A 14,601-nucleotide genomic window follows, 5' to 3' on the forward strand; every position below is an offset into this window, starting at 1 on the left:
CTTCAAGAATTCAGAAGTCAGAATTCAGAATTCAGAATACAACCACTAATACCAATTCTTTCTTTGTGTCCTTCGCGTCCTTTGCGGTTCGTTCCTCATATAATTTGGCGCATCTTAAACAGAATTGGTCTAAATATGCAGATTTGCTTCTGCCGGTCAAACTCTAATTACTTCTGAATTCTGACTCCTGACTCCTGAATTCCTTCTTTCCAATTCAAAATTCAAAACTTTAGAGAGGAGAATCACAATGAAAATAGCCTTCACGACGAGTGACCGAGTTCATATTAATGCCCACTTCGGATGGGCAAAAATGATTGATGTTTACGAAATTACCGATGAGGGATATCACTTCGTAGAAACCCTCAATTTTGAAGGCGAACTCAAGGAAGATGGGAATGAAGATAAAATCAACCCAAAACTTCAGGCAATAGGCGACTGTACTATTGTTTATGTAACAGCAATTGGTGGTAGCGCCGCCGCTCGGTTAATCAAGAAAGGTGTCACCCCAGTGAAGGCGCGATCGGAAGAAGAAGAAATTAGTGAAGTGCTAAATAAGCTAGTCAAAACCCTCAAAGGTAATCCTCCTCCTTGGTTGCGTAAAGCCTTGCAGCCAAAAACCACAAACTTTGCTGATGAAATCGAAGACGAAGCAACAGTATGACCGCAAATAATAGTGTGAACGGAACCGCTACAACAGAAGTCTTGAACTCACCTTTTCTTAAGGTATTAATCAAACAAATCCGTGGTCAAGACAGTTATGGAGTTTATCGTACTTGGTCGGATGAGTTGATTCTCAAACCCTTTATTGTTACCAAACAAAAGAAACGGGAAATCTCCGTTGAAGGCGAAGTTGATGCGGTAACTCAAGCCCGGATTATGGCGTTTTTTCGAGCTGTAGCGGCTGGGATTGAACAAGAAACAGGTTTGATATCCCAGGTTGTAGTTGATTTGAGCCATGAAGGATTTGGCTGGGCGCTAGTTTTTTCTGGTCGTCTTTTGTTAACTGTGAAAACCCTGCGAGATGCTCATCGCTTTGGCTTTGACTCGTTAGAGAAATTAGCAGAAGAGGGAGAAAACTACGTCAAAAAAGGTCTTGATTTGGCGAAGCGGTTTCCTGAAGTTGGCAAAATTTAATTAGTCATTGGTCATTGGTCATTGGTCATTAGTAAAAGACAAATGACTAATGACAACAGACAAAGGACAAAGGACAAATGACAAATGACAATTGAGGAACTACAAGGGCAAATCAGACGGCTGAACAGCAAAGCAGGTCAAATGAAAATGGATCTGCATGATTTAGCTGAAGGGCTACCAACAGATTACAACCAACTTATGGATGTTGCCGCCGCAACTTATGAAATCTATCGCCAGTTAGATGAACTTAAGCAACATCTGAAACAATTGGAGAATGCTAAATGACTGGAACTATTGATGAATTCAAGAAGCTCGTAGATGCAGAAGAATTTTTCCAATTCTTTAATATGTCCTACGACTTAGAAGTTGTAAATGTACATCGTCTACATATTCTGAAAAAGTTTTCTCAACACATGCAGGAAATTGATGATAATTCTCCTGACTTGAGTCAAGAAGAGAAATTAAATCAATATTCTTTGGCTTTGCAAAAAGCTTATCAGCTATTTATCGAATCGACAGCTTATGAACAAAAGCTGTTCAAAGTGTTTAACGACAAGCCGAAAAATGTAGTCACACTGACAGAAATCACTTCTGATTAGGAGGTATAAATTGGTTAACCTAACGCCTACCGAATTAGAACGCTATCGTCGCCAAATGATGCTTCCGAATTTTGGCGAAACAGCACAGAAACGCCTGAAGTCAGCGACGGTTTTGGTTACAGGTGTGGGGGGATTAGGCGGTACGGCGGCGCTTTACTTAGCAGTAGCGGGCGTTGGGCGGCTAATCCTAGTCCGGGGTGGTGACTTGCGGCTAGATGATATGAATCGTCAGGTTCTCATGACTGATGATTGGGTAGGTAAGCCAAGGGTATTCAAAGCTAAAGAAACTCTGGATGCGATTAATCCTGATGTCCAAGTGGAAATTGTTCATGATTACATCACCCCGGAAAATGTAGATTCGTTAGTGCAGTCGGCTGACATGGCTCTTGATTGCGCCCACAATTTTACAGAGCGCAATTTGTTAAATGAAGCCTGCGTGCGATCGCGTAAGCCAATGGTGGAAGCCGCAATGAATGGGATGGAGGCTTACCTGACGACGATTATTCCTGGTGTGACTCCTTGTTTATCTTGTCTGTTTCCAGAAAAGCCTGAGTGGGATCAGCGCGGCTTTTCAGTTCTAGGCGCTGTTTCTGGAACCCTAGCTTGTTTAACAGCGCTGGAAGCTATCAAGCTGATCACCGGGTTTAGTCAGCCTCTATTGTCGCAATTGCTGACAATCGACCTAAATCGGATGGAATTTGCTAAACGCCGTTCTCACCGCGATCGCTCTTGTCCAGTATGCGGTAATAGTGCGCCTTGGAGACACGCGCAATCCAATTCGATGGAACCCACAGGTATTACACAAAATAGTCATTAGTCATTAGTCATTGGTCATTAGTGAAGAACAAAGGACAAATGACCAAGGACAACTGACAACCCACACCTGTAATCAGAACAACTAATCGCTACAAATCAGGAGAACTGATGGCCGTTATTTTATCAGAAAAAGCAGAATTTCATCTGCGGGCATTCCTCAAAGGTTCCGCACCCGACGCTAATGGCGCAACTAAAGGTGTTCGCATCTCGGTAAAAGATGGTGGTTGCAGTGGTTATGAATATGCAATTGATATCACTAGCAAACCCCAACCAGATGATTTGGTAAGTCAGCAAGGCAATGTGCTGGTTTACGTTGATGCCAAAAGTGCGCCCTTATTAGACGGAGTTATTGTTGACTTCGTTGAGGGAGTGATGGAAAGCGGTTTTAAGTTCATCAACCCCAATGCAACTGATACCTGCGGTTGTGGAAAGTCCTTCAAAACAGATGACGGTACGCCTACTGGTGTACCTTGCAGCTAACATCATTGCGGTTAGAGCTAAGTCTGATTGTAGAGACTTTTTGTAGATGCAGTAAGAGTTCGCGGAGCGTCTCGTAGAGACGTTCTCATTGCATCCTTAACCTTGTAGAGAAACTAACTAAAGCGTAGCTTCTCCGTAACAAAAAGGAAAGCAAAAAGTAGGATAGATTGCTCAAAAATTCGGAAATTAGACCAACTGTATAACGTTTGAGGAGAATCGAAAAATGGCTACCTACCAAGTTAGATTAATCAACAAAAAAGAAGACATCGACACCACAATTGAAGTTGACGAAGAGACAACAATCTTAGAAGCAGCGGAAGAAAATGGTATTGAATTGCCCTTTTCTTGTCATGCAGGTTCTTGCTCTAGCTGTGTTGGCAAGGTTGTCGAAGGTGAAGTTAATCAAGAAGATCAAAACTTTTTAGATGACGATCAGGTTTCTAAAGGATACGCTCTACTTTGTGTAACTTATCCTCGTTCTAATTGCACAATTAAGACTCATCAAGAAGCGTATCTGGTTTAAACTATTACTTTGGTTTCTGCCTTTAGCGACCAAATAAAAAATGAAGGATGAAGGATGAAAATATACTTCCTTCTTCCCTTCATAATTCCTAGTTTATAATTCAAATGTTTACCCACTTTAGCGTGACGGGCTGTTCATTAGAATTATTGAGAAAGGGAGAGCGAGGAATTGTAACTTTCTCTAAAAATCAGGATGAAACAATCTTGAAAAAACTTATGTTAATGGGATTAACACCAGGAGCTAATATCACTTTAAAACAAAAGTTACCCTCTTTCATTATCGAGATTAGAAACACAGATATGGCATTAAATATAGAAAGTATTCATGCCATTTATGTTCGGATTATTGATCATTAAATTAATTAACCTAATTACTTAATGAAAAACAAGATCCCCGACTTATTAAATAAGTCGGGGATCTATAGCCCTTAATTATCACAAATCTAATATGATTAGACAACCTGCCTATTTTTCAATCAACAGCAAGTATCACATCTGATGATTTAATCACAGCATAAGCGTGCTTACCTTCTACAAGTCCTAGCTTTTCTGCTGATGATTTTGTGATGATTGACACTAGTTCTACTCCTGGTGCTATTTCTAAAGTTATCTCAGTATTGACTGATCCGTGCGTAACCTTTTTTACAGTTCCTTTTAGAGAATTACGAGCGCTAATTTCCATATTTTTATTTGCCGATTTAACTATTTATACTTTAGTAAAGTAGCAAAATTGAATATGAAAAGTATTTTTTTTAAGATATCTTAATAAATTTAAAATAATTCTCATTTATCTAGAAGCGATATCTCTGCTTGATAAGCATTACAAAAAGATATACTCATTTTCTGCAAAACTCAGGATAAAACAATTTTCAAAAAAACCTAATGCCTATGGATATTATCATCAATCTAATCTGGACATTTTTGTGTATAAATACCGAGGTCTGGATAACATTTTATATTTATACTAACTAAAAAATAGTTCGCCCAAGATTAGAGTAAACCTAGAAGCAGTTTATAAGAAGAATTCTGACTGAAAACGATTCATGATACAAGCCCCTAAATTTACTTATGGGGATCATTAATTTTGAATTTTGAATTCGGAGCGTACCCACACGGGTAAGCAAGCTACGCGCAGCATCTCCAAGAGTTGCGACGTGACTCTTGATTGTATTTTACGAGGCTAAAAAAAGAGGTTAATTTTATATTGTGCAATATCAAGTTAATACAACAAGGTCAAATCTATTTTTTGAACACTTAAGTCCAGGTATAGGCGTAGGCTTTCCTGTTCCTAAAGACTGGTTGCCAATAACAAGTTTTCCTTTATTAATTATAGTGGGTATGACTGGCGTAGGGAAAAGTACAATCACAAAAGCTTTGGCAGAAGAGGGTTTAGATTTTACACTTTTACCGAATCGTCGCACTTTAACTGAACGCTTAATAATTGCGCCGATGTTAAAAATGGAAGATAAACTTGTGCAACCTCATTGTCGGATTAAACGCCTAACTTATGCTCGCCTTTATCGAGAAAACTTCCCTGGTGGAATGGGTCGTATTTTAGCTTCGCTACATATCAATCCACAACAAGTTAACTCTCTGTTAGTTTTTGATAGTTTGCGTGGAGAAAATGAGGTTAACTATGCAGCTACGGCTTTAGAAAATGCTAAATTTGTAATGTTGACCGCACCAAATATAGTACGTTTAGAAAGGCTTTTAAAGCGTCACGATCCTTTTGATCGGATTGATAATCAAGAGCTAGAAAATAGTAGGCAAATTCTGCCAGAAACACGGACAAATTTTACTAGTTTTGGCGTACCTGAGGCTTCTGCTTATTTTACTCCTCAAGAAGAACAAAAAATCTTAGAACTTGTAAGCAAACAAGTTGTTACAGATGTAGAATTGCGGGATAAACTAAAAATATTTGTCGAAGAGAGCCAGACTTATGATTCAGTTCCTACAAAACAGATTTTAGAAGCGATGGATACAAGCGATCGCTCTCTTATAATTGATACTATAACTAGTCCCCAAGAATCAGCCAAAGCAATTATTTCTCGATTATGTAAATCTGTTAATATAAAAACTAATAAGTAAATATCCTTAGTAATAATTACCACAAGGATTGCTCAATGTCGCTATCTGAATTTGCAATTGTAGAAAGTACTCTCCGTGAAGGTGAACAATTCGTCAAAGCCAATTTTTCTTCAGATGATAAAGTCGAAATTGCTGAAGCCCTTGCTGCGTTTGGAGTGGAATATATAGAGTTAACGTCACCAATCGCTTCACCTCAATCTCTACAAGACTGTGAGAGATTGGCTCGGTTAGGCTTGCCATCCAAAATATTAACTCACATCCGTTGTCACTTAGAAGATGCTAAAGTCGCTTTAGCGACAGGCGTAGCTGGGATTAATTTAACTATTGGTAGTTCTTCTTTGATGCGTCAGTTCAGTCATGGGAAAAATATTAATCAAATTATTGATTTAGCATCTGAAGTTTTAACTTTTATTCACCAACAAGCTCCCGATATTGAGTTACGGTTCTCGGCTGAGGATTCGTCACGCACTTCTATAGAAGATTTAATCACAATTTACTCAGAAATTGAAAAGTTAGGAGTTGTCAAACGCATAGGGATTGCCGATACAGTAGGAATTATTACCCCAATGCAGGTATTTGAATTAGTGAAGACTTTGCGCCAGTTCACTAATTTAGATATTGAGTTTCACGGTCATAATGATACAGAATGTGCGACTGCTAACAGTTATACAGCACTAGAAGCAGGAGCAACTCATATTGACACTTGTGTTCTGGGAATTGGTGAGCGCAATGGTATTACCTCACTAGCTGGATTCATTGCTAGGTTATATGCTACAAATCCAGAGCAGATTAAATCTAAATATCGCTTGGAAGAACTTGGTTACTTGCATGAATTAGTTGCGAGAAAAGTAGGTATTTCTATTCCTTTTAACCATTGTGTTTTTGGTGAAAGTGCTTTTAGTCATAAAGCTGGCATTCATACTAAGGCTATGCTTAATAATTCTGAGACTTATGAAGCTATTAATCCCCGGAGTTTTGGTGTAACGCGCTCAATTTTAATTAATCATAAATTAGCTGGAAAACAGGCGGTTAATCACCGAGCTAATGAATTAGGACTTTCCTTTAATTTATCTCAGCTTAAAGATATTACCCATAAATTGAAAACTTTAGCTGATAAACAAAATCTTACTATAGAAGATGTAGACAATATTTTATATTCTTATCATTGCCAGTAAATTGTAAAATATACGCACTTACTACCCAAGTGCAGATCCCCGACTTCTTCAATAAGTCGGGGATCTAAATCCACCTATATCTGCTATTAATCTATCTTACGAAAGAAAACTGTAAAAATTACTGCTTTTCCATTATTTTTCAAGCTTTTTTAAGAAGAATGTTTGCTGTTCTTTATAAATGATTCATAATTTAAACTTATAAAGTTGATAGCATATATGTAAGTTAAAAGAATTTAAACCTCATCTATGTTGAAACCTAGAGTTTTTTAAAAGATATATTTATGTAGGTTGGGTGGAGTGAAACGCAACCCAACATTACCACCAAATTTTATGTTGGGTTACGCTATGGCTGCACCCAACCTACAAAACTACGGTTCTCAAGGTAGACGAGATTTAGATAACATTTTTGCAAAAATGGTGAGCATTGCTCACCATTCTATTTGCCAAGCAAATTTATATTAGTAATAAATTTAACTAAGGAGTAGTTATGAATCGAACCAATAGTCAAAATTTGAGTGAAGCAACAACCCAATGGCTAATAGCAAAAGGCTATAAACCTGGAGATTTAAATCAGCCAGGTGAAAATGGCGATACAGCTTTAATGAAAGCCACCAGAGAGGGCGTCTATGAAGTCGTGAAAGAATTGATTGAAGCAGGTGCGGATATCGATGCTAAAAATAGCGATCGCAACAATGCTTTATGGTTTGCTTGTTTTGGTAATCACTACGATTTAATTAATTTACTGTTGGCTCACAACATTGACATTAATAACCAAAATGATAATGGTGCAACTGTTTTAATGTACGCAGCATCAGCCGGCAAGACAGAAGTTGTCAAGTCACTTTTACAACATCATCCTAATTTATATTTAAAAAACTTAGACGATTATAAAGCAATAGATTTTGCTAGCAATGTAGAAGTCTTAAGGATAATTAAAAATGCCATCAAGTCAGATATCGGGCAAAGCTTATCATGACGCTACCAAGCATTCTTACTTATCGGTACAACTTGACCCAAATTATGTAGATGCCTCAACACAGCCATCTACATTTAAAGTTTATCCGAAGTTTTATCGAAGAGTGAAATTAAATCTCAATAATCCTGTTCACTCTTTTATTTCATTAACCAGTGCGATAACACTAGAAAAAGTATATAAAGATGGCCCTTATAAACTGCGGGTGAATCCATCAGCAGGCGCTCTGTATCCTACGGAAGTTTACGTACAGGTTCGCGGTATTGAGGGAATGCTAGATGGTATATACCATCTAGAAGTTGAGAATAATTGTCTAACTCTCATCTATGAATTAATTGATGATGGATTAGAGAGTTATATTATACCGGGGAAATGTATCAACGGATTCATCTTTTTAATTAGTTGTGTTTATTATAGGTCTAGCTGGAAATATCAAAACAGAAGCATAAGATATTGCTTCTTAGATAGCGGACACCATTTAGGTGCCGTTGCAGCTTCAGCTTATCTCCATAAAAAAAATATACAACTAGTTTTTGACTTTGATAAACTTGCGCTCAATTCAGATTTGGGTTTTGAGAATAAGGAGTTTATTACTGGTTGTGCGGTGTCAGGAGAAATACAAGACAAGAAAATCAGACATTTAAGGCTGAAAGTTCCTTTTGTCTGTGGTACTAATTATTTTGAATCCAATCAATTTATTGAAGATGCTTATCAAGCAACTACTCAACAAAAGAGTCGTCAGCAAAAATTAGAGTATCCTCAATTTGATTTCGATCGGGATAAATTTTATCAAACTGTTTGGGATAGACGTTCTATTAGACGTTTCCGGAAAGAGGCTATTTCTCAAGAAGATTATTTATATGTAGTGCAACAACTTCAACAATCAATACCGACAGAAAACTATGAGGAAATAGAAATTTACTCAGTGGTGCATCGAGTAGAGGAAATGACACCTGGGTTATATAGAGGTACACATCTGGTTAAGACGGGTAATTTTAGTGAAAAGACAGGTTACTTATGTATTAATCAGGCTATTGCTAAAGATGGCGCTGTAACTTTATTTTTTGTGTCAGATTATTTAAATTATCAAACTGCTATGCAAATAGCTGGTTTTCTCGGACAAAGACTTTATTTAACTAGTAATTATTTGGGAATTCAGTGTAGTGGAATTGGTGCGTATTATGATGACGAAACCCAAGAATTATTAGAAACAAATAAAGATGTACTTTATGGAATGGTGATTGGAATATAAGCAGGAAGCTAAAGAGAGATGGCTAGAAATATGTATTACTTTAATGGTGATGACTCACATCCTATGCAACCTACATCTGCGGATATTATACTACGGCAACAGCTAGAGGATTCTATTAGTAGATACTTTTATGAAGCGTGCGATCGCACCATTCAAAATCTGCTGTCTGATTGTCGGTGGTATGTCACAACCCACGCCAATGCTCTGACATTGGTTATTGAATGTCCCGATCAAGTTATTAATTGGCGTGTTTTACAAAAAATTGTGCCAATGGGGACATTGCTATATGGAATTGTTAACAGTGCTAAAATCCGTGTTTGTCCGCCAGAAAGTCAAGGTATACCTTTTGAAATGAGGGTAGATGAACTTTCTGTTTATCGGGATTGGGCGTGATTCGATTTTGGATTTTAGATTTTGGATTAGTTAATATTCTGACTGATAAGTGCAGCTACCTCTTCAAAAACCAAATCAGCAGAATGTTTGACAACAGGACTTAACTCTAGTCCTAAACCAAGATTTGCCGCTTCAATTAAATAAACTGTTACATCTTCAGGAAAATCATTTTGAAAGATTTTCCGTCCGGCGGCTAAAGCATTATCCCAACGAAAATCGTGCAAGTTATAACTAGGTTCGGGCATTGCTTCCAGTTCTTTTCCTGGAACTTTAAACACAGCACCCGGTTCAGAACCAGTTGAACTTGCATCAATAATTACTAATTGTTTACTACCTCTAGCTTGAAACATTACTTCCATCCCTGCGGTGCCGCAGTCATAAACTCGCACATAAGGGTGAGGGTTTTCAGCTAGATATTTTTGTAAGCGCTGGGCAATTATTACGCCTACTGCGTCGTCATTGCGATTGAGATTGCCGCAACCGATAATAGTTAGCATACGATAATGGCGATTGTTTTGGGGAGTTCAAAAACACCGTCCTCGGTAAATACGGTAGCAACTTAGATTTGTGCTAGGGATAATCTAAGGAAATACTTCATTTAAAAAGTTTAAAATATGACAGGTGCAACGTATGTTACTGAACGGCAAGTTGAGTACTGGACAAGTCGCCAAATAGAAGAGTTTTTCCTTGATGCTGGCCACCAAATTCTTGTTTATCCTATTGAGCAAAGAATTGAAAGATATTTACCTGCTGACTTTCTATACAACATTGACAGTCCAATAAAATTATTTGGGATACAATACAAAGCTCTGTATCATAATGGCTCAGATTACTGGAAGCTTGATCAACGGCAACATGACATACTAAATAGGTCTTTTCCTTGGATCTACTATGGTTTTTCAGACCTAAAAAAATCATCAGACTTCAGAAACAGCTTACATTACTTGAGAATATATGAAAACAATAAGCCCGTGCCACCGAAGTTTCTATCTAATACTAATAGTGGTATTATTTACGCTCGGTGGGCAGTTTTCTATGAACATTTGTTGAGTTGTAAGAGAGGAGTAGTAACGTCTACAATAAAAGAACTAATCGATACACTCTCACCTTATACAGAGCAAGTAATTCGTCAGGATTCGATTAATAACATCGTAGATGTATTTGCATTCAATATTGAATCAAAAAATACCGTTAAATTTTCGTCTCAGTTAAAACCAAGCATTGAGGGTGGCTGAAACTAAATACTGAATATTTTAGAGCATTTATCTCATTTCAAAGTAAGATACTTACAGCACTTCTACTTGATATTGTACATCATGCTCACAATTCAACAATTAACAGTAATTCAAGTTTGTAATACAAGAAATCAGTAGTGACTAAAACAGAGGCTCTGACTAATAATACAGACAAAGCCTCTGAAAAAAAATTATCAGTCGAGAACTATAAAGCTACACCATGTTTCTTAGCAACTTCAGTTAGTTTATCATACTGATGTTGTGATGCTTGAGTTAATATCTCTTCAGCCTGTTCTTTAGTACTTCCTTCTTTAGGAATTAAATACTTGACATAAAGTGATACAAAATCGGCCGCGATCGCTAAACCGGATAAAGCGTGTTTGTCAGCTTCTTTGCCTGCGATCGCAGCCACTAAACCAGCTTTAATTGGGTCTGGTTTAACTTTCATGAACTGCTCGACCAGTTTAGGAACGTAGTCTTCTGGTGGCAAATTATCTAACTTACTTCTATCAGGAGTAAAGTTACATTCTGCGGCTTGAGCTTGCTCTAAAACACACCATTCTATGTATTCTTGCAATGCTGCATCGGGAACGCGAGGGAGATAATTATGTAGCGCTAAATCAGACACAAGCTTACCGTGTAAATTGCTGTTTTGTGGGAGTTGCATTAACGCAAGCCTAACCCACTATTTCTATAAGTTTTAGTGTGGTACGCTACGAGTTTTGAATATGAGGCATTGGGAATAGGGCATTGGGCATAGGTTATTTTTCCCTCATTTTCCTCAAATTTATCTTTTGGACAATTGCTCAGGTAAATGACCGATCTAGTAAGCTGTAAGTGAGCGTTGTCGATAATTGTGATATGAAAACTTTTACTGCGATCGCTAAAAGAGATCCTGATACTAAGTTCTATGTTGGCTATGTCCCTGGCTTTCCTGGAGCGCATTCTCAAGGTGAAACTTTAGATGAATTGCAGGAAAATTTGCGTGAAGTTATTGAAATGCTTCTAGAGGACGATGATCTGGTATTCGAGACAGAGTTTGTGGGTATACAACAGATTGTAGTTCAGTAGACCATGAGTAATATTCCTATTCTGAAACCTCTAGAAGTTGTACGAATATTAGAGAGCGTTGGGTTTGTGGAGGTACGTTAGAAAGGCTCACACAAACAGTTTCGACACGAAGATGGACGAGGAACAACAGTCCCATTTCACAAAGGGCGTGACATCTCACCAAGGTTGCTACGGCAGATTGCGAGTGATATTGGTTTGACGATTGAAAAAATGCTGGAGTGGCGATGAGGTATAACACTTAACCAGAAATTGAATGTTAAAACCTCACGATTTGGCTGCCCAAAGTAGGGAAATATCGTACTGATTGAACATTGAATCGGCACTCACAAGCGTCATATCTTCTATCTGAGCCTGTGCAATCAACATTCTGTCAAAAGGATCTCGGTGATGCAAAGGTAAAGCAGCCGCTTGTAAAGCATGAGAAGCTGTAATTTCTAGCGAGCGCATTGCCAACACCGTCATCCGACTAGAAATATAACTGTCTAGGGGATCTGGCAGTGGTAACTTGCCGATCGCAACTTTTATCCCCATTTCCCAAATACTGGCAACTGAGAGCCACAATTCATTCGTTTCATCGGCAATATGGGTGATTGCTGCTTCATTCAAAAGCTCTGGTTGGGTAAACCACCATAACCAGCACTGTGTATCTAGCAAAAGTTTCACTCCTCACCGCCCTCAAATGCTGCCAAAACCTCTTCTGGTAAAGGCGCGTTGAAGTCATCTGGCACTATAAAACGCCCTTTATCTTGCCCTAAACTATTGAGTCGATTTGATGAGGTGCGAAACGGAACCAATTTGGCAACAGGAATACCTCGGTTGGAAATAATGATTTCTTCTCCAAGTTCTACGCGCGACAACAGCTTTGAGAGATTCGTTTTAGCTTGATGAATATTTACAGTTTCCATAAGATTAAACTAAGTTTGTAAACTAAGTTTAGGGTTTTTGTCGTAGTGGTGCAAGAGCGATCGCTTTTCGTCAACATTTGGTTTATACGTACAACCGATCAAACAATTAGATACTAGTTTTTTGCTTCACCTTGCTGACATAGTTGATTGCGAAGGCTATGATGAAGCGGCCAAAATAAAAAAATTTGTCTAGGAGTGCGAGATGAAACTACCAGAACCTCAAACCAAAACATTTTCAACTTTGGTAGGAGAAATTGAAAATGGTCAAATTAAAATTCCCCAATTTCAAAGAGAATTCGTTTGGACAATGCAGAAATCTGCTGCCCTTATTGACAGCATTATCAAAGGTTATCCCATTGGCACATTTATTTTTTGGCGCACTAATGAACGTCTTCGCTCAGTAAAAAATATTGGTAAGCTAGATTTACCAGAACCAAAGCCAGGTGAGTTTGTTGATTACGTTTTAGATGGACAGCAGCGATTAACTAGCTTATTTGCTAGTCTGCAAGGGGTTATTTTAACCAGAGAAGACGGAAGAGAAGATAATTTCTCACAAATATTCATCGATTTAGAAGCTCAAGACTCTGAGCAAATCGTCATTACTGATATTGCGAGTAAAGATGAAAAAAGTCTAATCAGTATTCTTAATTTACTTAAAGGGGATTTTATGCTTCTAGCATCATACCCTGATAAGTATCATGAAAAACTGAAAAATTATAAAAACAGGATTGAAAGTTATCAATATTCAATCATTCAGGTCAAGGATGCACCGATAGAAATAGCCACAGAGATTTTTACAAGAATTAACGTTAGTGGTCAAGCTTTGTCTTTATTTGAGATTATGGCTGCTAAAACATTTGACTATGAGAAAAATTTTGATTTAACAGAAAAATTTCAAGAGTTGATAGAAAATCTTAAGCCTCTTAATTATGAGACTATATCTGATGCTACTGTACTGCAAGTTGTCTCAATCATTCTCTCCAAAGAGTGTAAAAGACAAGTCATATTAAAACTTGATAAGAATAGTTTTATTGATATTTGGGATAAGGCAATAGATTCTATTGAACGCAGTGTAGAGTATTTCAGAAATTTTTATCGTATCCCAGTTTCTCAGTTACTTCCATATAATGCATTAATCATTCCCTTTTCATATTTCTTCTTTCACCACAAAGATAAACCAACTGATGATAAACGAAAATATCTAGAGGATTTTTTCTGGAGATGCTCTTTATCTGGACGCTATTCTTCTTCTGTAGAAAGTAAATTAGCACAAGATATAAAAAGAATAGATGAAATTCTTGCTGGAGATTTACCGAGCTATGACTGGTCTATTGATACTTCAGCAGAATTTATTAAGGATAATGGTTGGTTTAGTACCTCTAGAAGTTATATTAAAGCAATATTGTGCATATATGTGTATCATCAACCAAAGTCATTTAATGATAACGCTATTGTCAATGTCAGTAACTATTGGCTAAAACAAGCAAATAGCAAAAATTATCATCACTTTTTTCCAAAAGCACATTTAAAGAAACAGGATTATTTAGATTGGTATATCAACCATATTCTAAACATCACCATAGTAGACGACTTTTTGAACAAACGGGAAATTAAGGCAAATGCGCCTTCAAAGTACATGGCTAAATTTCAAACAATAAATCATGATTTGGAGACTACTATGAAAACTCATTTAATAGAAAGTTTAGATACTTTTGGGATTTGGAACGATGATTATGAGCAGTTTTTATCTGAAAGAGCAAAAGTTGTTAGTCGAGAAATTTCCAAAAGAATCATTAAGCAGGAAATAGACAAAAAAGGACAATCGAATTTAGTTGATGATTTTGAAGAAGAGTTAACAACTATTGAGTAAATACTACTATTTAAAAGTAAGATAGAGGTACGATAGAAAATTCTTTGCGTACCTCCGCGCTTACCTTCGCGCCACTTTGCGTTTAAAC

General features: G+C 37.4%; 22 protein-coding genes and 1 pseudogene. 18 read left to right on the plus strand and 5 right to left on the minus strand.

Features of this window, described 5'->3' with window-relative positions; all coding sequences use genetic code 11:
* Positions 1-247: 247 nt before the first annotated feature.
* From nifX to FD723_RS04335, 8 genes are all read left to right on the plus strand, one after another.
* The gene (gene nifX, locus FD723_RS04300) at positions 248-661 is read left to right on the plus strand and encodes a nitrogen fixation protein NifX (protein ID WP_114083657.1); all 414 of its coding nucleotides are present in this window, start codon (positions 248-250) and stop codon (positions 659-661) included.
* Positions 658-1,134: a NifX-associated nitrogen fixation protein gene (locus FD723_RS04305; RefSeq protein WP_100900532.1), complete on the plus strand. Its 477-nt coding sequence runs from the start codon at positions 658-660 to the stop codon at positions 1,132-1,134. The genes nifX and FD723_RS04305 overlap by 4 nt, the downstream gene beginning before the upstream one ends.
* Positions 1,135-1,218: 84 nt before the next feature.
* Complete coding sequence (locus FD723_RS04310) at positions 1,219-1,419, plus strand: CCE_0567 family metalloprotein (protein WP_100900533.1); 201 nt, start codon at positions 1,219-1,221, stop codon at positions 1,417-1,419.
* A complete protein-coding gene (nifW, locus tag FD723_RS04315) occupies positions 1,416-1,733 on the plus strand; it encodes a nitrogenase-stabilizing/protective protein NifW (protein ID WP_114083655.1) in 318 nt (105 codons plus the stop codon). Before FD723_RS04310 ends, nifW begins: the two co-directional genes overlap by 4 nt.
* 10 nt (positions 1,734-1,743) lie before the next feature.
* The gene (locus FD723_RS04320; RefSeq protein WP_179064231.1) at positions 1,744-2,550 is read left to right on the plus strand and encodes a HesA/MoeB/ThiF family protein; all 807 of its coding nucleotides are present in this window, start codon (positions 1,744-1,746) and stop codon (positions 2,548-2,550) included.
* A 107-nt stretch (positions 2,551-2,657) separates the two neighbouring features.
* On the plus strand, positions 2,658-3,029 hold the full coding sequence (locus tag FD723_RS04325; protein ID WP_179064232.1) for an iron-sulfur cluster assembly accessory protein: 372 nt from the start codon (positions 2,658-2,660) through the stop codon (positions 3,027-3,029).
* Between the two features lie 223 nt (positions 3,030-3,252).
* Complete coding sequence (locus tag FD723_RS04330) at positions 3,253-3,552, plus strand: 2Fe-2S iron-sulfur cluster-binding protein (RefSeq protein ID WP_012407188.1); 300 nt, start codon at positions 3,253-3,255, stop codon at positions 3,550-3,552.
* 104 nt (positions 3,553-3,656) lie between these two features.
* On the plus strand, positions 3,657-3,908 hold the full coding sequence (locus FD723_RS04335; RefSeq protein ID WP_179064233.1) for a FeoA family protein: 252 nt from the start codon (positions 3,657-3,659) through the stop codon (positions 3,906-3,908).
* Positions 3,909-4,023: 115 nt separating this feature from the next.
* Here FD723_RS04335 and FD723_RS04340 read toward each other — a convergent pair whose 3' ends face one another.
* Positions 4,024-4,233: a molybdopterin-binding protein gene (locus FD723_RS04340; protein ID WP_179064234.1), complete on the minus strand. Its 210-nt coding sequence runs from the start codon at positions 4,231-4,233 to the stop codon at positions 4,024-4,026.
* 524 nt (positions 4,234-4,757) lie between these two features.
* On the opposite strand from FD723_RS04340, the gene FD723_RS04345 reads away from it, so the two are divergent.
* The 6 genes from FD723_RS04345 (at position 4,758) to FD723_RS04370 (ending at position 9,432) form a co-directional block, all read left to right on the plus strand.
* Complete coding sequence (locus tag FD723_RS04345; RefSeq protein ID WP_179064235.1) at positions 4,758-5,639, plus strand: AAA family ATPase; 882 nt, start codon at positions 4,758-4,760, stop codon at positions 5,637-5,639.
* Between the two features lie 35 nt (positions 5,640-5,674).
* Entirely contained in the window at positions 5,675-6,814 is a 1,140-nt protein-coding gene (gene lysS / locus FD723_RS04350) for a homocitrate synthase (protein WP_179064236.1), read from the plus strand.
* A gap of 297 nt (positions 6,815-7,111) precedes the next feature.
* The gene (locus FD723_RS04355) at positions 7,112-7,276 is read left to right on the plus strand and encodes a hypothetical protein (protein ID WP_179064237.1); all 165 of its coding nucleotides are present in this window, start codon (positions 7,112-7,114) and stop codon (positions 7,274-7,276) included.
* 25 nt (positions 7,277-7,301) lie between these two features.
* On the plus strand, positions 7,302-7,790 hold the full coding sequence (locus FD723_RS04360) for an ankyrin repeat domain-containing protein (protein ID WP_179064238.1): 489 nt from the start codon (positions 7,302-7,304) through the stop codon (positions 7,788-7,790).
* Positions 7,753-9,039, plus strand: coding sequence for a SagB/ThcOx family dehydrogenase (locus FD723_RS04365; RefSeq protein ID WP_179064239.1), 1,287 nt, complete (start codon positions 7,753-7,755; stop codon positions 9,037-9,039). Before FD723_RS04360 ends, FD723_RS04365 begins: the two co-directional genes overlap by 38 nt.
* 18 nt (positions 9,040-9,057) lie before the next feature.
* Positions 9,058-9,432: a hypothetical protein gene (locus FD723_RS04370; protein ID WP_179064240.1), complete on the plus strand. Its 375-nt coding sequence runs from the start codon at positions 9,058-9,060 to the stop codon at positions 9,430-9,432.
* A 26-nt stretch (positions 9,433-9,458) separates the two neighbouring features.
* Here FD723_RS04370 and FD723_RS04375 read toward each other — a convergent pair whose 3' ends face one another.
* Positions 9,459-9,929 carry a hydrogenase maturation protease gene (locus tag FD723_RS04375; RefSeq protein ID WP_179064241.1) on the minus strand — a complete coding sequence of 157 codons (471 nt, stop codon included), beginning with the start codon at positions 9,927-9,929 and terminating at the stop codon, positions 9,459-9,461.
* Positions 9,930-10,046: 117 nt separating this feature from the next.
* Here FD723_RS04375 and FD723_RS04380 point away from each other — a divergent pair, with 117 nt between their 5' ends.
* Positions 10,047-10,667 carry a hypothetical protein gene (locus tag FD723_RS04380; protein WP_179064242.1) on the plus strand — a complete coding sequence of 207 codons (621 nt, stop codon included), beginning with the start codon at positions 10,047-10,049 and terminating at the stop codon, positions 10,665-10,667.
* A gap of 205 nt (positions 10,668-10,872) precedes the next feature.
* On the opposite strand, the gene FD723_RS04385 is transcribed toward FD723_RS04380, so the two are convergent.
* Positions 10,873-11,295, minus strand: a complete 423-nt coding sequence (locus FD723_RS04385; protein WP_179069025.1) for a hypothetical protein — start codon at positions 11,293-11,295, stop codon at positions 10,873-10,875.
* 233 nt (positions 11,296-11,528) lie between these two features.
* On the opposite strand from FD723_RS04385, the gene FD723_RS04390 reads away from it, so the two are divergent.
* Together FD723_RS04390 and FD723_RS42470 are read left to right on the plus strand one after the other, a co-directional pair.
* Complete coding sequence (locus tag FD723_RS04390; RefSeq protein ID WP_179064243.1) at positions 11,529-11,738, plus strand: type II toxin-antitoxin system HicB family antitoxin; 210 nt, start codon at positions 11,529-11,531, stop codon at positions 11,736-11,738.
* A 135-nt stretch (positions 11,739-11,873) separates the two neighbouring features.
* Positions 11,874-11,966: pseudogene (locus FD723_RS42470) on the plus strand (hypothetical protein); the annotation flags it as partial.
* 36 nt (positions 11,967-12,002) lie between these two features.
* On the opposite strand, the gene FD723_RS04400 reads toward FD723_RS42470, so the two are convergent.
* Positions 12,003-12,401 (minus strand): type II toxin-antitoxin system VapC family toxin, encoded by a 399-nt coding sequence (locus FD723_RS04400; protein ID WP_179064244.1) that lies wholly within the window; start codon positions 12,399-12,401, stop codon positions 12,003-12,005.
* Positions 12,398-12,643, minus strand: a complete 246-nt coding sequence (locus FD723_RS04405; RefSeq protein ID WP_179064245.1) for a type II toxin-antitoxin system Phd/YefM family antitoxin — start codon at positions 12,641-12,643, stop codon at positions 12,398-12,400. Before FD723_RS04405 ends, FD723_RS04400 begins: the two co-directional genes overlap by 4 nt.
* A 202-nt stretch (positions 12,644-12,845) precedes the next feature.
* Between FD723_RS04405 and FD723_RS04410 the strand changes: the two genes are divergently transcribed.
* Entirely contained in the window at positions 12,846-14,513 is a 1,668-nt protein-coding gene (locus FD723_RS04410) for a DUF262 domain-containing protein (RefSeq protein WP_179064246.1), read from the plus strand.
* Positions 14,514-14,601: the final 88 nt, after the last annotated feature.

Origin of the sequence: Nostoc sp. C052, from assembly GCF_013393905.1 — a bacterium.
Lineage (GTDB): Bacteria > Cyanobacteriota > Cyanobacteriia > Cyanobacteriales > Nostocaceae > Nostoc.